The sequence below is a fragment of the Bradyrhizobium sp. 14AA genome, assembly GCF_054185205.1.
The window spans coordinates 990,409-1,010,088 of sequence record NZ_JAVAYM010000001.1 but is presented as its reverse complement, the minus strand read 5'-3'; the positions used below and the strand labels follow the sequence as shown (position 1 = coordinate 1,010,088).

At 65.3% G+C, this 19,680-nt stretch carries 17 protein-coding genes and 1 tRNA gene; 9 read left to right on the top strand and 9 right to left on the bottom strand.

Annotation, left to right across the window (positions count from 1 at the left end):
- Nucleotides 1-9: 9 nt before the first annotated feature.
- Nucleotides 10-2,070 carry a penicillin-binding protein 1C gene (pbpC, locus tag RAD15_RS04820; RefSeq protein ID WP_458174858.1) on the bottom strand — a complete coding sequence of 687 codons (2,061 nt, stop codon included), beginning with the start codon at nucleotides 2,068-2,070 and terminating at the stop codon, nucleotides 10-12.
- Nucleotides 2,071-2,225: 155 nt separating this feature from the next.
- Complete coding sequence (locus RAD15_RS04815; RefSeq protein WP_458174856.1) at nucleotides 2,226-7,430, bottom strand: alpha-2-macroglobulin family protein; 5,205 nt, start codon at nucleotides 7,428-7,430, stop codon at nucleotides 2,226-2,228.
- Nucleotides 7,431-7,834: 404 nt separating this feature from the next.
- Here RAD15_RS04815 and RAD15_RS04810 point away from each other — a divergent pair.
- Nucleotides 7,835-7,911: transfer RNA gene (locus tag RAD15_RS04810), tRNA-Arg, on the top strand.
- Between the two features lie 179 nt (nucleotides 7,912-8,090).
- The gene (locus tag RAD15_RS04805) at nucleotides 8,091-8,309 is read left to right on the top strand and encodes a hypothetical protein (RefSeq protein WP_458174854.1); all 219 of its coding nucleotides are present in this window, start codon (nucleotides 8,091-8,093) and stop codon (nucleotides 8,307-8,309) included.
- 96 nt (nucleotides 8,310-8,405) lie between these two features.
- On the opposite strand, the gene RAD15_RS04800 is transcribed toward RAD15_RS04805, so the two are convergent.
- Together RAD15_RS04800 and RAD15_RS04795 are read right to left on the bottom strand one after the other, a co-directional pair.
- On the bottom strand, nucleotides 8,406-9,662 hold the full coding sequence (locus RAD15_RS04800) for a hypothetical protein (RefSeq protein WP_458174852.1): 1,257 nt from the start codon (nucleotides 9,660-9,662) through the stop codon (nucleotides 8,406-8,408).
- Nucleotides 9,663-9,883: 221 nt separating this feature from the next.
- Nucleotides 9,884-10,132 carry a hypothetical protein gene (locus RAD15_RS04795; protein ID WP_458174850.1) on the bottom strand — a complete coding sequence of 83 codons (249 nt, stop codon included), beginning with the start codon at nucleotides 10,130-10,132 and terminating at the stop codon, nucleotides 9,884-9,886.
- A 577-nt stretch (nucleotides 10,133-10,709) separates the two neighbouring features.
- On the opposite strand from RAD15_RS04795, the gene RAD15_RS04790 reads away from it, so the two are divergent.
- Nucleotides 10,710-10,871, top strand: coding sequence for a hypothetical protein (locus tag RAD15_RS04790; protein ID WP_458174848.1), 162 nt, complete (start codon nucleotides 10,710-10,712; stop codon nucleotides 10,869-10,871).
- An 89-nt stretch (nucleotides 10,872-10,960) separates the two neighbouring features.
- Here the strand turns inward: RAD15_RS04790 and RAD15_RS04785 are convergent, their stop codons facing one another.
- The 3 genes from RAD15_RS04785 to RAD15_RS04775 all read right to left on the bottom strand — a co-directional run bounded on the left by RAD15_RS04785 (nucleotide 10,961) and on the right by RAD15_RS04775 (nucleotide 12,467).
- Nucleotides 10,961-11,734: a hypothetical protein gene (locus RAD15_RS04785; protein WP_458174846.1), complete on the bottom strand. Its 774-nt coding sequence runs from the start codon at nucleotides 11,732-11,734 to the stop codon at nucleotides 10,961-10,963.
- Nucleotides 11,735-11,906: 172 nt separating this feature from the next.
- The gene (locus RAD15_RS04780) at nucleotides 11,907-12,155 is read right to left on the bottom strand and encodes a membrane protein (protein ID WP_458174844.1); all 249 of its coding nucleotides are present in this window, start codon (nucleotides 12,153-12,155) and stop codon (nucleotides 11,907-11,909) included.
- Between the two features lie 75 nt (nucleotides 12,156-12,230).
- Nucleotides 12,231-12,467 (bottom strand): hypothetical protein, encoded by a 237-nt coding sequence (locus RAD15_RS04775; RefSeq protein ID WP_458174842.1) that lies wholly within the window; start codon nucleotides 12,465-12,467, stop codon nucleotides 12,231-12,233.
- A 262-nt stretch (nucleotides 12,468-12,729) separates the two neighbouring features.
- Here RAD15_RS04775 and RAD15_RS04770 point away from each other — a divergent pair, with 262 nt between their 5' ends.
- Entirely contained in the window at nucleotides 12,730-13,077 is a 348-nt protein-coding gene (locus RAD15_RS04770; protein ID WP_458174840.1) for a DUF6481 family protein, read from the top strand.
- Between the two features lie 116 nt (nucleotides 13,078-13,193).
- On the opposite strand, the gene RAD15_RS04765 is transcribed toward RAD15_RS04770, so the two are convergent.
- Nucleotides 13,194-13,436 (bottom strand): pentapeptide MXKDX repeat protein, encoded by a 243-nt coding sequence (locus tag RAD15_RS04765; RefSeq protein WP_458174838.1) that lies wholly within the window; start codon nucleotides 13,434-13,436, stop codon nucleotides 13,194-13,196.
- A 355-nt stretch (nucleotides 13,437-13,791) separates the two neighbouring features.
- Here RAD15_RS04765 and RAD15_RS04760 point away from each other — a divergent pair, with 355 nt between their 5' ends.
- The 3 genes from RAD15_RS04760 to RAD15_RS04750 are packed head-to-tail and all read left to right on the top strand — an operon-like array spanning nucleotide 13,792 to nucleotide 16,720.
- Complete coding sequence (locus RAD15_RS04760; protein WP_458174836.1) at nucleotides 13,792-14,814, top strand: TRAP transporter substrate-binding protein; 1,023 nt, start codon at nucleotides 13,792-13,794, stop codon at nucleotides 14,812-14,814.
- Entirely contained in the window at nucleotides 14,811-15,365 is a 555-nt protein-coding gene (locus RAD15_RS04755) for a TRAP transporter small permease (RefSeq protein WP_458174834.1), read from the top strand. Before RAD15_RS04760 ends, RAD15_RS04755 begins: the two co-directional genes overlap by 4 nt.
- Nucleotides 15,362-16,720, top strand: coding sequence for a TRAP transporter large permease (locus RAD15_RS04750; RefSeq protein ID WP_458174832.1), 1,359 nt, complete (start codon nucleotides 15,362-15,364; stop codon nucleotides 16,718-16,720). Before RAD15_RS04755 ends, RAD15_RS04750 begins: the two co-directional genes overlap by 4 nt.
- Nucleotides 16,721-16,873: 153 nt before the next feature.
- Here the strand turns inward: RAD15_RS04750 and RAD15_RS04745 are convergent, their stop codons facing one another.
- Complete coding sequence (locus tag RAD15_RS04745; RefSeq protein WP_458174830.1) at nucleotides 16,874-17,557, bottom strand: GntR family transcriptional regulator; 684 nt, start codon at nucleotides 17,555-17,557, stop codon at nucleotides 16,874-16,876.
- 229 nt (nucleotides 17,558-17,786) lie between these two features.
- Between RAD15_RS04745 and RAD15_RS04740 the strand changes: the two genes are divergently transcribed.
- Both RAD15_RS04740 and RAD15_RS04735 read left to right on the top strand, forming a co-directional pair.
- Entirely contained in the window at nucleotides 17,787-18,395 is a 609-nt protein-coding gene (locus tag RAD15_RS04740; RefSeq protein WP_458175041.1) for a TRAP transporter small permease, read from the top strand.
- Nucleotides 18,395-19,660, top strand: a complete 1,266-nt coding sequence (locus RAD15_RS04735; RefSeq protein WP_458174828.1) for a TRAP transporter large permease — start codon at nucleotides 18,395-18,397, stop codon at nucleotides 19,658-19,660. The genes RAD15_RS04740 and RAD15_RS04735 overlap by 1 nt, the downstream gene beginning before the upstream one ends.
- Nucleotides 19,661-19,680: the final 20 nt, after the last annotated feature.

The following is a 19,680-nucleotide window of genomic DNA, read 5'->3' as shown; positions in this document are numbered from 1 at the left end:
GAGGCAGGGTCATTGAATTCGAATGACAACTGTGTCCGCGGCGCCCGTGGCATCGATCACGGTGAGCCGCGCAAAGCCGGGTCCTGGCGGATCGATCAGCCGCTGGCGGCGGCCGTCGATCTCTCCGCGCGTGGTTCCGTTAACCATGACGGTCATGGGCAGGACACCGCCGGCGACCTTGACCGGCATGGCCGCGCTGCCCTCGCCGCCGGAACGATCGACGTCGATGCGTGAGCCGTTCAGCGGGAACTGGATGTGGAGCGCCTGCTCGCCGCCGCTGCGCACCAGTTCCCCGACCGGGCGGAACCGCCTCAGCGGCAACGGCAACTTCGCGTTGCTGGCGACCAGGGTTCCCTTGGGCGACTTCGGCAAGGGAGCCAGCGTCTTGCCGGTCCGGGCGAAAGCATCGAACAGGATCGGTGCGGCGGCGACGCGGCCGATCAGGCCGGGAACCGGCGCGCCATCGGGCCGGCCGACCCAGACGCCAATGGTCATGCGGCCGTCGAATCCGACCGACCAGGCATCGCGATAGCCGTAGGAGGTACCGGTCTTGAAGGCGATGCGGTTGTGGGCAGCGTTCTCCGGCGGCGGCGTGCCCAGCAGCACGTTGCCGATCTGCCAGGCTGCGACCTGATCGAGCAGCCGCAGCGGCTCGCGGTCGTCCTTGGCGGCCATGACCTCGCGCAGCGGTTTGGTGGTGCCGAGCCGGGCGAAGCCCGCATAGAGCTGGACGAGGTCCTGCAGCGTGACGCCGACGCCGCCAAGGCCCATGGCAAGGCCCGGCGCCTCGTCCTTCGGCAAAATCAGATTGCCGCCGGCCTGCCGCAGCCGCGAGGCCAGCCGGCTCGCGCCGACGCGGTCGAGCAGCACGATCGCCGGCACGTTCAGCGACAATTGCAGCGCCTTCTTCACCGGCACCGTGCCCTGGAACGTCATGTCGAAATTTTCCGGCGCGTAGGAGCCGAAGCGGACCGGGCGGTCGTCGATCAAGCTGTCGGGATGGACAAAACCGTCCTCGAAGGCGAGCCCGTAGATGAAGGGTTTGAGCGTTGAGCCCGGCGAGCGGATGGCGCGGGTCATGTCGACCTGCCCTGCCCGGCTCTCGTCGAAATAATCTGCCGAGCCGACGCGCGCCAGCACGTCGCCGCTCTCATTGTCGACCGCGATGATGCCGACCGAGATGTTCGGCCCCAGCGCAATGGCGCGGTCGCGCGCCAGCGACTCCAGCACCTTCTGCAAGTTCGCATCCAGCGTCAGCTTGATGACCGGGGTGTCCTTGACGGTCGAGAGCGCGGTGTCGGAGGCGTGCGGCGCCAGGACCGGCATCGGCTTGCGCAGTTTTGGCACGGGCACGGTCTTGGCCTGCGTCGCGTCCTCGGTGCTGACCACATGCTCCGAGACCATGCGATCGAGCACGCGGTCGCGCGCCTTGCGTGCGGCTTCGGGATAGCGGTCGAGCCGGCGCGTCTCCGGCGATTGCGGCAGCGCGACCAGCAGCGCGGCTTCCGCCAGCGACAATCGTTTCGGCTCCTTGCCGAGATAGGCAATCGAGGCGGCGCGGATGCCTTCGAGGTTGCCGCCATAGGGCGCGAGCGCGAGATAGAGGTCGAGGATCTGCTCCTTGCTCATGCTGCGCGCGATCTCGATGGCGCGAACCATCTGCCGCAGCTTTGCATAGAGCGAGCGCTGCCGCCGCGGCTCCATCAGTCGCGCCAGCTGCATGGTGATGGTCGAGCCGCCCGACACGATGTGGCCGCGCGTTCCCAGCTGCAACGCGGCGCGGCCCAGTGCGAGCGGATCGATGCCGTCATGGGCATGGAAGCGCTGGTCCTCATAGGCGAGCAGCAGCTTCAGATAGGTTGGATCGACGTTTGCTTTGGCGTCAACCGGCAACCGCCAGCGCCCGTCCGCCATCGCATAGGCGCGCAGCAGCTTGCCGTTGCGATCGACGATGGTGGTGGAGACCTGCCGCGCCTCGTCGAGCGGGAGCGGACCGAGCGAGTAGACCCAGGCGACGAAGGCGGTGATGGCGAGGATGAAAGTGAGTGCGAAGGCCGATAGGATACGCATGGTCGCGCGCCGTTCTCCACGGCCGTCATTCCGGGGCGGCTCGAAGAGCCGAACTACGGTGCGCAATTGCGCACCGGAGAATCTCGAGATTCCGGGTCTGGTCCTTCGGACCATCCCGGAATGACGAGAGCTATTATCGGCTTCGCTCATCTCACTCACTTCGCCGCCCGCACCTCAACGGTGCCTGTGCCCGTCCGCCCGTAGCGCGAGGGATTGTACATGTCCTCGACATAGGCTTGCGGCAGCACGTATTTGCCGGGCGAGACCACGCGCACGACATAGGCGACGGTGAACACCGACTTCGAATCCGAGGCGCGATCGACCGCCGCCGTGAAGCGATCGTCGCGGAACTCGGTATCCTCGGGCTCCTCGCCGTCCTCGATCCAGTCCAGCGTGCCGCTGTCACCGGACGAGACCAGCTTCGGGTTGTCGATCTCGAGGCCCGCCGGCAGATAGTCGGACACCATGATGTGGCCGTACTCCGGCTTCGCCTCGGTGATCTTCAGCACCACCGCGAAGCGCTGGTTCTGCTTGACCTTGCTGATGTCGGCCGGCTTGCCGTCGAGCGTGAAGTAATTGCGCTCGATCTTGAAGCCGTTCGATGCCGCCGGCTCCGGCGTCACCGGCGAGCCCGACACCGAGACCACCGCCTGCACCGGTGCGTCGCCGGTGTTGGTGATCTTCAGCGGCTTGCCGTCCAGCGTCGCCGCCTTGTAGCTGCGATAGAGTGCAGTCTTGATCGGCTGGCCGTCGACCTCCATCGACAGGTTCTCCTTGGCGAGCGCGCGCGCCGCCAGCACCAGCCACGCATTCTCCTGCGTGGAGGTGTAGGGCGTGAGCCCGCGCGCGGTCTCGACCCGCGTCACTGCCTGCGTCAGCGTCGCCTTCGGCGCGTTGCCTTCGCTCGCGAGCGAGACCAGCGCTGCCGCATCGCGCAGCTGCGAGCCGTAGTCGGTGCGGCCGAACTCCAGCACCGGTTTTGGCGCGAGGCTGTCGAGCGCGGCACCATAGACGCGTTCGGCGCGGTTGCGGTCGCCGACCAGGGCAAGCGCCGCCGCGAGTTGCGACTTCGCGATCGGTGTTGCGAGGTTGCTGAGCTTGGTGTCGGCGAGATAGCGGAGGTCGCCGATCGGCGCGGCGCCGTTGCGTGCGAGCACGTAGAGGCCGTAGGCGAGATCGCGCCCGCCGTCCTTCTCCGGCTCGTTGCCGTTGACGACGGAGTTGCGGATGCGGTCGAGCGCGTTCTTGAACAGCACGTCCGGCACCGCAAAGCCCTTTTCACGGGCGCGGGTCAGGAAGTCCGTCACATAGGCATCTAACCAGGCGTCGTCGCCGCCGGCCGACCACAGCCCGAACGAGCCGTTCGGGCCCTGGCGCGCCAGCAGACGTTCGATCGCATCGCGAATCCGCTGGTCGACCTCGGTGTCCATGGCCAGATGCGCGCCGGCCGCGAGTTCGTTGACATAGAGCAGCGGCATGGCCCGGCTCGTGATCTGCTCCGAGCAGCCATAGGGATAGCGGTCGAGCGCTTTCAGGATCGTCGCCGCATCGAGCGCGGTCGACAGGCTGGCCGAGACCGAGACGCTGCCCGTGCCCGGCACGAGGTCGGAGAACATGTCCGAGGTCAGCGTCAGGCTCTCGCCCTTCGCTAGCGTCCGGATCGAGCGCCTTGCCAGCACCTGCGTCGCCGCCTTGACGTCGAACGCGTAGTGCCGCGCCAGCGCGAGGCCGTTCGGCCCCTTGATGTCGACGTCGAGTGTCGCCTGCCCCGCCGCGGTCGCGTCGACGGCAAGCGAGAACGCGTTGCGCTGCTTGGCGGCGAGCTTGACCGTGGTGGCGGGATTGCCGGTCATCTTCACCGGCCCGCCGGCCTTCACGTTGATGACGTAGTCGCCCGCCTGGCCCTCGACGTTGTCGATCTCGAGGTTGACCGTTCCGTGGTCACCATTGAGCAGGAAGCGCGGCAGGGTCGTGGTCAGCACCACGGGATCGCGGATCACGACATCCGTATTTGCGCGGCCAAGTTTTGTGGCGGTCCACGCCACCGCCATGACGCGCGCGGTGCCGGCGAACTCCGGAATATCGAAGCTCACTTCCGCGGTGCCATCAGCAGCAACCGTGACGATGCCCGAATAGAGGGCCAGCGGCTTTTGCGCGGGCGGCGAGCCCTGCAATTCACCAGCGCCGGCGTCGCCGCCGGACTTGATCTGTCCGCGCGTGCCCGACATGCCGTCGATGAGCTGCCCATAGAGATCGCGGATCTCCGCGCTCAGCCGGCGCTGGCCGAGATAGTAATCGTCCGGTGCCGGCGGCTTGTAATTGGTGAGGTTGAGGATGCCGACATCGACCGCGGCAATCACCACCTTGGCATCCTCGCCAGGGTTGAGACCGTCCAGCTTGACCGGGATCTTCAGCGTCGCGTTCGGCCGGATCAGCGTCGGCGGGGTCAGCTTCACCTGGAGTGTACGGGCCTGCTTGTCGATGCCGAACCATTTCAGCCCGATCGCCCGGCCCGGCATGCGCTGGGCAGCCGCGTCGAGCGGACGGCGCAGCGTCGCCACCACATAGGCGCCGGTGCCCCAGTCATTGCCGACCGGGAGCTTGACCTGCGCGGTGCCTTCCTTGACGTCGATGGTCTGCGTCGTCAGCAGGCGGTCGCCGAGCACGTTGACGGTGAGCTTGCCCGCGGAGCGGACGTTGATCGACACCGTCATGGTATCGCCGGAGGAATATTGCGGCTTGTCGATCGAGGTTTCCAGCAGATCCGGCGTGTCGGCGCTGCCGTCGGAATACCAGCCAACGTCGAACTGCACCGAGGTCACCGGGCCGTCGGCATCGTTCGACTTCACGTCCAGCCGGTAACGGCCCGGCCGCGGCGTGAGCGATATCCGCGACGGCTTGTCGGCTGCGATCGTGACATCACCGTCGGAGACGCGCGCGGTCGACTTGACCGGCTCGTACTCCCAATAATTGTTCTGGCGGTACCATTGGTAGCGCGACTCCATCTTCAGGAGCTCATAGCGCAGGCCGTCGCGCGGCAGCGTCTTGCCTTCCGGCGAGACGAACACGATGTCGAACTCGGCCTTGTCGCCCTCGGCGACGTTCTTGTCGCCGAACAGCGGCTTGATGCCGATCATCGCGCTCACGGGCGCGACCGGTAGCACGAGCTTGCGCTCCACGGCGCGGCCGCCGGTCTCGACCATGCGGACGAAGATCTGCGCCTCCTGCGGACGCGTCGAAGCCGGCTGCTTGTCCAGCGTCACCGGGAAGGTCGCAACGCCATTGGCGTCGGCCTCGGGCAGGTTCTCCAGCGGCGTGCGCTCGTTCGAAGTGGTCTCCTCGTCGGCGACGCCGAACTGGTAGCCGGCAAACCCCGGCCGTTCGCTCGCCGGCGCGACCAGCATGTCGCCTTCGAGCTGAAGCCCCGAGGCCGGCGCGCCATAGAGGAAATGGCCGTCCGCCTTAAGCTCCACTGGAGCGTTAGCTTTGATCAGCTTGTCCTTGGCGGACAAGTCGAATTCGATCCGATCAGGAACGTAGTCTTCGACCATGAAGGTGGTCTCGCCGACCGACGAGCCCTTCGGGTCGGTGAAGGCGCGCACCCGCCACGTCCCGGTCGGGACAGCGGAGTTGAGCGGCACAGAGAGCGTGCGGCCGCCGGCGCCCTGGTCGGCCAGCACGGCGCGGCGGAATTCGACGCCGTCGGGGCGCTCAATGACGAGCGTCAGCGGCCCGCCGCTGACGGCGTTGCCCTGCCCGTCGCGGAGCAGCGCAGTGAGATAGACGGTCTCGCTGGAGCGGTAGACGCCGCGCTCGGCATAGACGAAGGCGTCGGCGCCAACAGGCACCGCGCGCCCGGAGACGCCACGGTCGGACAGGTCGAACGCGGAGGTCTTCAGGCTGAGGAAGGCGTAGTCGGCCTTCTCGCCTGACACGGTGAGCATCGCCGGCGACAGCCCGCCCTCGCCTCGCGCAAGGCCGGCCTCGAACAGCACATGGCCGCTGTCGTCGGTCTTGCGGGTCGCCAGAATCTCGTTGTTGCGGGCGACCAGCCGTACCTCGGCCTTGCCGATTGGGTCGGTCGAGGCCAGCGAGTTGATGAAGACATGGATGCCGTCATTGCCGGAATAGGCGGAGACGCCGAGATCGGAGACGATGAACCATTGCGTGGCGAGCTGATACTCGTCGTCCGAGCCGGGCCCCTTGGCCGAAGCGGTCATGACATAGACACCGGGCTGGAGTTCGCCGAGCGCCTGATCGACCGGGAATGCGGTGGTGACGTCCTGGTTCAGCGTCATCGCGGTCGCGAGCTCGCCGGTCCAGACCTTGACGCCGCGCTCGTCGCCGAGATCGCTGAGCTGGTATTTCGACAGCGTCTTCTGGAAATCGCTGTCGACCACCGTGTTGATCAGGTTGCGGTCGCCGATCCGGAAGACGTTGATGTTGACCGCGGGCGTATTGACGCTGACCACGGGAATGCCGCGCTGGCCGGTCCTGGGCAGCACATAGGCGCGGCTGGTGAAGCGCACGAAGGGCTTGCGGTCGCGCACATAGATGTTGAACTCGGCCGATTTCGGCAGGCCTTCCTTGACGGTCGACGGCAGGCCGGCGCGCAGATTGATGTTGTAGCGCTCGCCGTGCTTCAGCCCGTCGACACAGAGCTGCTTGCCCTCGGCCGACAATGCCGGCTTGTCCTGCCCCGCCAGCGCCAGGAACGGCGCGAAGTCGGTGCGCTTGGCCAGCTCTTCCGAGAACTGGAAGCAGGCACGCGGGCTCGCCGAGTCCGAATCCACGGTATAGTCGAGCAGCCGGAAGCCGTGCTCGTCGCGCATCTTCTCATATTGCCCGCGGACGTCGGCGACCTCGCGCATGTCGAGCGACAGCCGCAGCGCATCCAGCGCCGGCCGCCACAGTTTCCGTTCGGCCAGCGATTTGCCGAGCACGGCGAGCGCGTCGGCCTCCTCGCCCGGGTTGCCGGCGCGCTGATAGGCGATGTAGGCGGCGGTCGAGGCGCGCTCCAGCAGGAATGTCTGCTCGCTCGAGTTCTTCGGCCAGATCTGGAAGATCACCTTGGCGAGGCGCAGCCAGTTGCCGGCATCGTCGGGCGTGGTGGCCGCGATCTGGCCGAGCACCGACAGGCCGGTGCGGTAATCATTGCGCTTGAAGGCGGCGTCGGCATCCGTGCGCAGCGTCGCACTGGTCTTGGCGACCGGCCCCGCCTCGCTCTTGATCTGCGCCTCCAGCTTGATCGCGGAATCGGCGAGATCGTCGCGTTTGAAGGCTTTGTCGGCGGCCTGCGCAGCCGAAAGGCCGAGCGCCAGCGCGGCGCAGATTGTGACGGCGCGAACAAGACCGATCATGGATGGACTCCCGGAAATCGCGGACGAACGCCGCTTGTCGCATGAAATGCGCGGAAAGGTGACGGACTCAAGGCGATGGAACCAAAGGTGCAAATCGTCGCATTCGCCATGACAAGGCAGGCCCAGAGGAGACCGGCCGAGATACCGCCGCGCACGCCGTCCTGATGGCGCAGCAATACCAGACCAGTCGACCGGCGGCCGTGTCCCGGAAGCTTGCCAGCGTTCCCGGCGATGTGATCCATCGTCCAGTCCGCTGCCGCTCAACCCGGCACCCTGACACCCCACCGTTCCGCTTTGTCGCGCCATTGAGGAAAACGGTTCGGTTCAGGCTTGGCGAAACGCCAGATTTTTCATATTGGCATGCTAGATGAACGGCCAGCCCCCAAACCGGGGCGGCTCAAGACGGTCCCGTAGCTCAACTGGATAGAGCATCAGATTTCTACTCTGAGGGTTGCAGGTTCGAATCCTGCCGGGATCGCCAGCCTCCTTTTTCGCGCACATGCGATGGCCTGATGCGGCACCTGGCTGCCAATCACCGTCTTTCACGAACGCGTGGGGCACCCCACTCCGGACTTTGAACCTCACACATCAGCGCCTACCTAAGCGCCGGGCGAATTGCGCCCGACAAGGACCCCGATGCCGCAATCTGACTGGACGAGAATGGCGATCGCATCTGCGGTTGCCGTGATCGCAATATCGTTTTTGGCCGTTGATGCAGGCGTCGTGAATTCCAGAGCGATCACGGAGCGCGTCGAGGTCGCGCGGGCTTCCATCGCGGGCGCGGCCGTGAGCCGGCATCAGCTCGCCTTCGCGGTTCAGGAGTGGGCGGGCCGCAGCGAGCAGAAGCCGGCCTTGGAAGAATGCCTGGCGACAGACTGATTCAGACGCGGCGATATATCGGCCGGCTAGCCGATCATTTGTTCGGAGGCCCGAACTCAGCGGTCGCCGGCACGCTTCTTTCACCTGCCCAAGCCCTCATTGATTCGACGCCCGCCACCACCGCGCAATCGCTGCGGTGAGATCGTCCCACAGCTCCGTCGGCAAATCCGGGACCGCGACCCGGACGCTGTACCGATCCGTGGTCGCATCGTGAAACCATTCGGTCGCGGCGAAGTCGAAACCGAAGCTGCCGGCGTGGCGAATCGGAAAACCCTCCCCGCTCAGATCACGGCTCATCAACTCGGCGGCCCGGCGCGCGCCGGCCTCATCGAACGGATGCCTGCCGCTCAGCGTGACGTAGAGGCCGTGGGTGAAGTGGAGTTCAGAGGAGAGCTGCGCCAATTGCGCGGCGAAGTATCGGCTCATGCGCCGGCCGTTGCGCAGGATCGCTGCGATGCGCTGTCGTGTCAGCCCCCAATAGGCGGCCGTGCCGACATAGGGCGGAAAGTGTGCCGGCAGAGCCGCGCCGCCGAGCAGGCGCACCGCATCGCTTGTTTCCTGCGCCAGGCGCCCGCACAACGAATGGCCCTCACCCGGGCCCACGAAAACCGCCGAACCAAGCCGGCCGTATTCCGCCCCTAACGAATCCAGCTTGGTATGGCTTCGCACCATCACGACGGGAATACGCCATCGCCGCGCCCATTCGCGGACACGGCGGATGCGGCCCGATCCGCCGGCGAAACATGTCGTGTCGAAAACGAGCAGATCGAGCCCACCCCAATCGGCGCGAAGAGCCGCCTCGAACGCGCCGGCCGGGACGCATGAATCCAGCAGCAGAATCTGCCGCGCGCCCGTCCGCGCGAACGCCTCGCCGGGCGGCAGCTTCAAGGTGACGCGCCGCAAATGCGGCACGAAGCGCTCGATCAACTCGATCGTTTCGCCGTAGCAGCCGGGCGTCACCAGGATGTCGGCCTTGCCGAGGACCCGGGCGCAAGCCAGCAGCAGCGCCGAGATCGCCGCCATGCCCGAGGCCGTGTAGATCGCCGCGTTGCTGCCGTCGCTCTCGCCTTGATAGAATGACGGACCGCGCACCTTCAGGTCCGCGCGCTGATAGTCGTAGCTGAACGTGAACGGGCCACTGCTGGGACGGGCCGCGTGCGACCATGCCGTCTCCGTCGCCTTCCACTGAAGCAATTCGTGCTCAGCCCGCAGTGCCGCCGTCACCTGGAATTTCGATTTGATGACGTCGTCGACCGATCGCGGGCAAGACAGCTGCACCGGATTGCTCAGGCAATCGTTCAACAACCCGAGTTCCCTGTGCTTCCGCCCCAGATAGGCTTGAATGGTCTCCATGCGCGTCTTGGCAAATCCGATCCGCGTTCAACGTTCGGCAAGCGCGTTGGGTCCAACGCGCGCCTGCTGCAGCGAAGATCGGCGATCGCCGACGCCGTGCCGAAGGCGGAAGCGGCATGAGACACTGAGCCCCTTCGGGGGCATTTTGTTTGTTCACGTTCCTGCTCCGCTTCGTTCTTCACAGCGAATCGCGGTCGCGAACTTCGTCGTCCGAACAAATCTTAACGCTGCGTTTCGCACAGCTCGCGCGTCAGGCATCGAAGGGTCACGAGCACGGGCCGAACTCGGTACGCGTCGATTGCCGAGTTCGACAGCAGCAATCTTCGCCTCTCTCCGCGCAGCATCATGCGATCGATTCTGTTCAGGATGAAGCGAGCCGATTCCCTGTGCTCGCCGGTGAGCAGGCCGGACTGGGCGAGAAATCTCCAGGCGATTTCGAAGGACTGCGCGCGCAATTCGGGATCAGTCATAGCCGCCCAACGTCGCCGCGGAACGAATGTTCCTGCGTGCGAGCGTCGCGCGTGACGTCGAGACCGTGGAATTGATGGAAGCGGAACGTACGCGCGACCGGCGCGTTGAGCCTGCGAATTGAGTGGTGCCGATCTGCCAGCCCCGATCGGCTTTGAAGGACCCTGTGCTCGTCCCCCGGGCACAGGGTTTTTCTCATGCTCGCCGATGCGGTTGGCCAAACTCGGCCGGTCATCGCTTGATGCGGGATTTCCCCGAGAGTGGCTTCAGTCCGCCTGCCCTTCGCGCCGATCCCGGGCGAGCTCGTGCCAGGCCAAAGCCAGTTGGATAAGTCTTTGCCGGTCGGGGCCTTCGGTTGCAGCGGCCCGCTTCATCGCGGCCTCGGCTTCGTGCTGTGGATCGTACTTGGGACACATGAGGCCGACACTAGCCGACCGATCTGGACAAGCGGATGGCAATTTCGTCCGTATGAATGCGGGGTGGCTCCACGGATCTGTGAATTGCGTCACAGCCTGCGCCCGGCGTCTGCGCTAACAAGGCATCAACGCGCCGGAAGCGCGACACAGCGTGGTGGCGGTCATGAGACAACAAACAGCAACCGAGGCTCACGCCCGGACAGGCCGGGAGCGGTCGGACCTGTTCGGCGTTACTGTCCTTGCGACGATCGGCGTCGTGATGCTGGCCTGGGTCGCGGGCCTGGTCTGGGCCGCGATCGCGTTCTTCGACTGGCTCGTGGCGTGAGGCGCAAAGCGACCATTGGTCGGCCGGCGCCAAAACAAAAAAGGCGGGGTTTTCCCCCGCCTCTTCGATTCGGATATTCGGCTGAAGTCTCAGTAACAGGCGCGCGGATCGGCCTGCACATACTGTCCGCTCGGATAGCGGTAGTAGCAGTTGCCCTCAGCCAGATAGTAGCCGGGGCGCGAAGCCGCGGTGGCGCCCGCGATGGCGCCGGTTGCGCCGCCGAGAACCGCGCCTGCCGCAGCCCCCGTCGCGTTACCCGAGATCAAGCCGCCCAGCACGCCACCGACGATGGCGCCGCCAAGCGCGCTGGCGCCCGGATCGGCCGGCGGCGGAGGCGGTGGTGGTTCGTAGGCGACCGGAGGCGGCGCCGGGGCATAGGCCACCGGCACGTCGTCGTAATATTCCTCCGAGATGTAACCCGGCGGACCGGCCATCCGCTGCGGATAATAGTACCAGACGCCGCCGACGTCCCACCACCAGCCGGAACGGCCGTTGTGGACTTCGCGGCGCCAGCGCCCGCCATCCCAGGCAACGTTGCCGCGATAGGCGTGTCCGCCCCAGTCGCGCGCCGGTGCGGGGCCCCTGGCGTAATTGCGTCCGGGCGGCGGGCCGCCCGCGGCGTGCGGAGCGGGACCGGGACCTGCGTGGGGCTGTCCGCCGGGCTGCAGTGCGGGCCGGGTCGCCTGCTGCGGCGGGGGGGCCTTGCGCATGGTCTGATTGTTCTGGGGCGGCCCACCGGCGCTGGGCCGGTCCGGCAGCTGGCCGGCATCCCTCGACCTTTCCTGCGCCTGCGCCGAGAGCGCGAGCAAGGACATGGCCGAAACCAAGGGAATGATGATCTTCATGCGGCTGGACGCACTCATGCGTGCTTAACCCCCTACTTTCTCGATTGCCGTGGTCCCTGGCGCGATAGACGATTCGCCCCGCGTCGGGGTGATGCCGGCTGGCATAACTGACCTGCCTGGTCGGCTATGTCCCGTTACAAATGATTAAAATCACGGCATTTTTTCGGCCCGACGGCGCTCTGGAGCGCTTCTAGCGCGCCGGCTCGATCACGTTGCAATTGCTCCGCCCCGACATCAGGCAGTCCTGCATCTTGCTGGCAGAGGTGAGATCGCGGGCCAGCCACCAGCCGACGCCGAGGATCACGATGGCGATGATCAGGCCGGCAATGGTGCCGCGACGGTTGTCGCCGGACTGGCGCCTGGGCTGGGTCTTCGGTCGGGAATTGGGCTTCTCGACGGGGTCAGACTTTGACTCGGATTGGGTCTCGGGCTTGGGCATGGCTACCTGGTCGCGCGGGCGAGCCGGCTTTATCACCTCTGCGGCGTGGCGTCACATCCCGAGCCAGCCCAATTCTCAGCCCCGGGTCGCCCGGATTGCATCCTTGCGCGAGGTCTCGACTGCCGGGATGGCCTGCTGGGCCCGCGGTGCACAGGTGGTCAGCACGAATGCAGTCGTGCTGCATTCCCAACCCGCCCCCAGGACGGCACTTTCGATCGGGTGCGGCCGCGCCAGCAGAAACGCGGCGCCGGCCACGGCTGCCACTGCGACGGTAATTGCGAGCGCCTTCAGGCTCTGTCGGGAGATCGTCATGCCCGTGCTCCGTATCGGGGCGGACGCTAGGCGCCGCCGCAGGTGGCCCTTTATGAGGGACATCACAATTCGGCAGTTTTTCCGGGCTACGAGAGATCGTCGGGGATGGCGATTTTCGTTGACCTGATCGGCTGCGATTATGGGTGGCTTCGCGACGCGCGCCGATGTACACGCTTCTGCGTCGCGTGGTGCCCGCTATGCCCAGCCGACGTACCAACAGGCGTTGATGTAGGATCGAAAGCGAGGAAGACAAGGCTCGTCGATGAGTGGATTCAGGGAACCCGGCTTCGCAGACCGGCAAAAGGCAGCGCAGGACGCTCGCAAAAATCTGTTGAATAAATTCAAGTCGCAGCCGGGGCAAGACGACCCGGCAGTGGCGGCGCGTCGCGCCGAGCGCGAGGCACTTGCGGCCAAGCGCGCCGAGGCAAAGGCCACGCGCGAAGCCGAAAAGGCCGAGCAGAAGCGTATTGCGGAAGAAGCTGCAACCGCTGAGGCCGCGCGGCTCGCCCGCGAAGCGGAAGAAGCGGTCGCCAAGGCGGCTGAACTCGAGGCTGAGCAGAAGGCCAAGCGCGACGCCCGTTATGCCGCCCGCAAGGCCAAGCGCAAGTAGCGTTGACCGGTCACGTTCAATTGAACTTGAACTGACGTCCGGGGCGGCCCACGTGACCGCCCCGGGCTTTTGACGCGCGGTCTGACTGCCGCAAACGCCGCGGCGACGGTAGCGGATCAGTTCTTCTTCATCATCCCGTCGTCTTTCTTCATTCCGTCCTTCGACATCGTGTCTTTCTTCATGCCGTCGTCCTTGGACATGTGATCCTTCTTCATGGCGTCTTTGGACATCGTGTCCTTCTTCATCATGCCGTCATCCTTGCCCATCTTGTCCTGAGCAAAGGCGGCCGGCGACAGCGCGAGGCCAAGCGAGAGAGCGGCAGCCGAGACGCCGAGCACGATGCGGGTACGAATGGTCATGACTAGTCTTCCCTTCGAGATGGTGTGTGTCAGCGACGGACGCCGCTACTCAATCTCGACGGATTGACGGCCGTCGTTGTTACGGCCTCGCCGATAAAATTCCGCGCGACCGGGGCCGTTGACCTCATCACGTCCGCGCGAGCGCGCCGATCCGTCAAACGGGTTGATGCCAGGCCGATGCGAAGTGTGCAGCGCAGCACGGCCGACACTTGCCGCGGCATTCGGTCTCGAACTATCAGATGAGAGAACATCGGGTGAAAGACCGGCTAGGATGGGCCCAAGCACCGGTCTCGAAGACCTGAACCCAATCACACCAACAAGAACCGTTCAAAGAAACGTTCAAGGGGATTACACCATGCTCACGCGCCGTCACCTGATCGCGACAGCCGTCGCCGCACCCGCCATCCTCCGCTTCGGCATTGGCACCGCGCATGCCGCGACCACGCTGAAGATCTCGCACCAATTCCCGGGCGGCACCATCGACAAGGGCGATTTCCGCGACCGCCTCTGCCGCATGTTCGCCGCCGAAGTCAGTAAGCGCAGCAATGGCGACATTGCCGCCGAGATCTATCCGAACTCCTCGCTGATCAAGACCAACGCGCAGTTCTCCGCCATGCGCAAGGGCGCGCTCGACATATCGCTCTATCCGATGCCCTACGCCGGCGGCGAATTGCCGGAAACCAATATCGGCCTGATGCCCGGCCTCGTCACCACCTACGACCAGGGCCTGCGCTGGAAGAAGGAGCCGGTCGGCAAGGCGCTGACCGACTTCCTCGCCGACAAGGGCATCATCCTGCTCACCTGGGTCTGGCAGGCCGGCGGCGTCGCCAGCCGCTCCAAGCCGATCGTTGCGCCGGAAGACGCCAAGGGCATGAAGGTGCGCGGCGGCTCGCGCGAGATGGACATGGTGCTGCAGACCGCCGGCGCCTCGGTGCTGTCGGTGCCCTCGAACGAAATCTACGCGGCGATGCAGACCGGCGCCTGCGATGCCGGCATCACCTCCTCCACCAGCCTGATCTCGTTCCGTCTGGAAGAGGTCGCGAAGTCGCTGACCTCAGGCGCCGGCGCCTCCTACTGGTTCATGCTCGAGCCCTTGATGATGTCGAAGGCGATCTTCGACAAGCTGCCGAAGAACCAGCAGGACGTCCTGCTCACGGTCGGCACCGAGCTCGAAGCCTTCGGCCGCAAGGGCGCGCAGGATGACGACGTCGAGGTCGCCAAGGTCTATGAGAAGGCCGGCGCAAAGGTCTCGGTGCTCGATGCCGCGACCGTCGGCAAATGGCGCGACATCGCCCGCGACACCGCGTGGAAGGATTACAGCGCCAAGACCGCGACGGCGGCGAACCTGCTCAAGCTCGCCACCGACGTCGCGGCATGAGCCACGGTCCGCTTCCGGATCGTGATGACCTGGCGAACGCTGCCGCAGGGACAGGCCTTGCGGCGGCGATCGATCGGGGTCTTGCCGTCCTCAACAGCATCATCGTCGTGTTCGCAGCGATCGCGCTGGTCGCGGCTTGCGCCATCCTCAGCTACAGCGTCCTCAGCCGCGCTTTGTTCAAGGCCGCCAATTACTGGCAGGACGAGGCCGCGGTGTTCCTGCTGGTCGGCGCCACCTTCATGACGGCGGCCTATGTGCAGCAGAACCGCGGCCACATCGGCATCGAGGCCTTTGTCGGCCTGCTTTCGCCGCTGGCGAACCGGATCAGGCTCTGGCTGGTCGACGCCGCGACCTTCCTGTTCTGCGCCTTCTTCACCTGGAAATCCTGGACGCTCGCGCATGAAGCCTATGTCGACGGCCAGGTCTCGAACTCGATGTGGTCGCCGCCGCTCGCCATTCCCTATTCGCTGATGGCGCTCGGCATGAGCCTGCTCTGCGTCCAGATTCTCGTGCAGCTTGTGCTGCCTTTCGCAGGAGCCAGGCGTTCATGAGCGTTTTCGGTATCGGCCTCGCCTACGGGATCGCGACGCTGCTCGTGATGTTTTCGGGCATGCCGATCGCGTTCGCGCTCGGCGCGGTCGCGGTCGTGTTCATGGGCATCTACATGCCCGCGGCGTCCCTCGATACGGTGACGCAGAACGTCTACGAGGAAATGGCCTCGATCACGCTGCTGTCGATCCCGCTCTTCATCCTGAAGGGCGCCGCGATCGGCAAGTCGCGCGCCGGCCAGGATCTCTATTCGGCGCTGCACGCCTGGCTGCACCGCGTGCCCGGCGGCCTCGGCGTCGCCAACGTGTTCGCCTGCGCGCTGTTCGCGGCCATGGCGGGCTCCTCGCCCGCGACCTGCTCGGCGATCGGCTCGGCCGGCATCCCCGAGATGCGCAAGCGCGGCTATTCCGGCGGCTTTGCCGCAGGGATCATCGCCGCAGGCGGCACGCTCGGCATCCTGCTGCCGCCCTCGATCACCATGATCCTGTTCGCGGTCGCGGCCGAGAAGTCGCTCGGACGGCTCTTCCTCGCCGGCATCGGCCCCGGCCTGCTTCTGGTCACGCTGTTCGGTACCTACGCCGTGATCCGCTTCCGCCGGGAATACAAGGCGGCTGAAGCCATCTACAAGAACGGCGGACCGGAGGCTGCGATCCTCGCCCGCGACGAATACACGCTCGCCGAACGCTTCAGCGTATTGCCTCGCGTAATTCCCTTCGTGCTGCTGCTCACCGGCGTCATGATCGCGCTCTATGGTGGTTATGCCACGCCGTCGGAAACCGCCGGCCTTGGCGGCCTCCTCGCGCTGGCGCTGATCGCGGCGATCTACAGCGTGTGGCGACCGAGCGACCTCGCGCCCATCATGAAATCGACGATCCGGGAATCGACCATGCTGATGATGATCATCGGCATGTCGCTGCTCTATTCCTACGTGATGAGCTATCTGCACATTTCGCAATCGGTCGCCGAATCCATCGTCGCGATGCACCTTCCGCGCTGGGAGCTGCTGTTCGCGATCCTGGTCATGGTCGTCGTGCTCGGCTTCTTCCTGCCGCCGGTCTCGATCATCCTCATGACCGCGCCGATCATCCTGCCGCCGCTCCGCGCCGCCAATTTCGACATCATCTGGTTCGGCGTGGTCATGACCATCGTGATGGAGATGGGCCTGATCCATCCACCCGTCGGCCTCAACATCTTCGTCATCCGCAACGTCGCGCCGGATATTCCCTTGCGCGAGGTGATCTGGGGCACCCTGCCCTTCGTGCTGCTGATGATGCTCGCGGTGCTGCTGCTCTGCCTGGTGCCGGGGATTTCGACCGGGCTGCCGGATCTGGTGATGGGACCGGACGGCAGCAGGTAGCGGCAATCCAAACTGCCGTAGGGTGGGTTAGACCTGCGGTCGCGCAAAGCGCGGTCCGCAGGGCGTAACCCACCTCTTCAGTTTCCCCGGAGACGAACAGCGGTGGGTTACGCCTTCCGACTGCGCGTTACGCAGCCGCAAAGCTAACCCACCCTACGATTTCTCCTTCCGCCGCGACCGCGGCGCGATCGCCACGACCTGCAACAGATCCTTGCGCACGGCTTCGATGTGCCGCTCCAGGAAGCGGCAGGCCTCCTCGACCTTCTCTGCACGGCACAGCGCGATCAGATGGGCGTGCTCCTTCTCGGCAGTGCCCATCGCTTTCGTATTGGAGAGCTGGAGGCGCGTGTAGCGGTCGCTGGTCTGGAGCAGCGACAGCACGATCGCGCGCGTGCGCGGTTGCGGCGCGTGCACGTAGAGCGCCATGTGGAAGTCGGCGTTGAGCTGGCCCCAGTCGCTGACATTGCGCGCCTTGATCGCCTTCTCGAAGCTCTTGTGGATGTCGTCGAGCCCGTCGAAATCCTCCGCTGTGAAACGCGGCGCCGACTGCGCCAGCAATCGCGGCTCCAGGATGCGGCGCAGGTCGAACACGTCGTTGATCTCGTCCAGTGACAATTCGGAGACGATGGCGCCCTTCTGCGGAACGATCCGCACCAGCCCCTCGGCCTCGAGCTGGAACAGCGCTTCGCGCACCGGGATGCGGCTGACGCCATAGGCCTCGCCGAGCGCATCCTGGCGCAGCTGCGAGCCGGCCGGATAGGTGCCGTCGAGGATCGCCTGCCTGAGCTGATCGACGATCGCTGCCGACAGGGTGCGATGCTTCAGAGGCTGTTTCATCTGATCGTCTGTTGTCCTTCCCGACTCATCGGAGCGAAGCGGTCCCTCTTCCATGTCGAGGGGGCCAGCAAAAGCCAAGCACCCACAAAAGCAAAGTGCCCAGCAAAAGCGCGCCCTGCCGCCGAAATGACCGCAATCTCCGTTTGACACCCAAAATGTATAAATTATACATTTGGCAATCGCACGACAAATCTTTGGGGGTTGGGGCCTCTTCATGATCGAGCAGACGATGCCGGCCACGCGCGCATTCAGCGTCCGACGTACAATCGTCCGGACCTCGAGCGCCCTGCTCGCCTTCGAGCGCCTGGCGCTGATGGGCCTGATGTACCTGCTCACCGGATTGATCCTGGTGAACGTCGTCACCCGTTACTCGCACTTTCCGATCTACTGGATCGACGAATCCGCGGTTTATTGCGTGGTCTGGCTGACCTTCATCGGCGCCTCCGCGATGACGCGGCTGCGGCTCGACTTCGCGGTCACCATGCTGACGGAACGGCTTTCGCCGCAGCACCAGAAGATCGCCAAAGTGATCTCGACCGGCCTCGTCGTGGTGTTCGGCGTCGCGCTGATCATGACCTGCGTGCTCTGGATGGATCCGGTCGGGCTCGCCCGCGCCGGCTTCGACGGGCGCAAGCTCGCCGCCGAGACCTTCAACTTTCTCTACACCGAGCACACCCAGACGCTGAACTGGCCGACCTGGGTGCTGTATCTGACGCTGCCGATCTTCGCGGTGTCGATGACGGTGCACGGCCTCGCCAACCTGCTGGAAGATCTCGGGCTGGTCCCGCGCACGCCGCCGAAGGGATTCCAGCTCTCCGAGCTCGACGGGGTCAACTGATGGTCACCTCGGCAGCCTTCGTCGCAATCATGCTGGTCGGCGTGCCGATCGGCCTCTGCCTGTGCCTCGCCGGCCTCGTCTATATCGCCGCGTCAGGCAATCCCGTGCTGTTCCAGTCCTATCCGCTCCAATTGTTCGGCGGCGTCGACAGCTACGGCCTGATTGCCATCCCGCTCTTCATCCTGATCGGCGAGATCATGAACGGCGGCGGCATCACCCGCCGCATTGTCGACATGGCGATGGCATTCGTCGGCTCGCTCAAGGGCGGGCTCGCCTACGTCAACATCCTCGCCAACATGTTCATCTCCTCGATCCTGGGATCGGCGACAGCGCAGGTCGCGATCATGGCCCAGATCATGGTGCCGGAGATGGAGAAGAAGGGTTACGACAAGACCTTTGCCGCGGGCCTCACCGCCTATGGCGGCATGCTCGGCCCGATCATCCCGCCCTCGGTGATGTTCGTGGTCTACAGCGTGCTCGCGCAGATCTCGGTCAGCGACATGCTGATCGCCGGAATCGTGCCGGGCGTCATCCTCACGGTGATGTTCTGTCTCGTCATCGCGCTGATGGGATACATCTACAACTATCCGCGCGCGGAATATCAGACGCCGCGCCAGCGCGTCATGACGATCCTGCGGACATCACCGACGCTGCTGATCCCGATCGTCATCGTCGGCACCATCCTCGGCGGCCTCGCCAACGCGACGGAATCTGCCGCGGTCGGCGCCGTGGCCGCAGCACTCGTCGGCAAGTATTGGACGAAAGAATTCGAGTTCTCGCAGCTGCCGCAGATGATGCTGCGCAGTGGCATCTATTCGGCGATCGTGCTGTTCCTGGTGGCGGCCGCGGCGGTGTTCTCCTGGGTGCTGATCTTCGGCAAGGTGCCGCAGGAAACCGCCGGCTGGATCCAGTCGGCCGCCAAGGACCCGATCAGCTTCATGCTGATCTGCAACGTGATCCTGCTGATCATAGGCACCGTGATCGACGGCATTCCCGGCCTGATCATGACGGTGCCGATCCTGCTGCCTGTTGCAACCGAGGTCTACCACATCGATCCCCGGCATTTCGGCGTCGTCGTGGTGATCAACCTCGTGCTCGGCTTGCTGTCGCCGCCGGTCGGGCTCTGCTTCTTCGTCGCGGCCGCCGTCACCGGCGCCAAGCCGGGCAAGATGTTCATGGTGACGCTGCCGTTCTTCGTCATCTCCTGCGTCCTGCTGGTGCTGCTCTCGCTCTATCCCTCGCTCTCGCTGATCCTCATCAAATAGGCCCGCACAAAAGGAAGCCC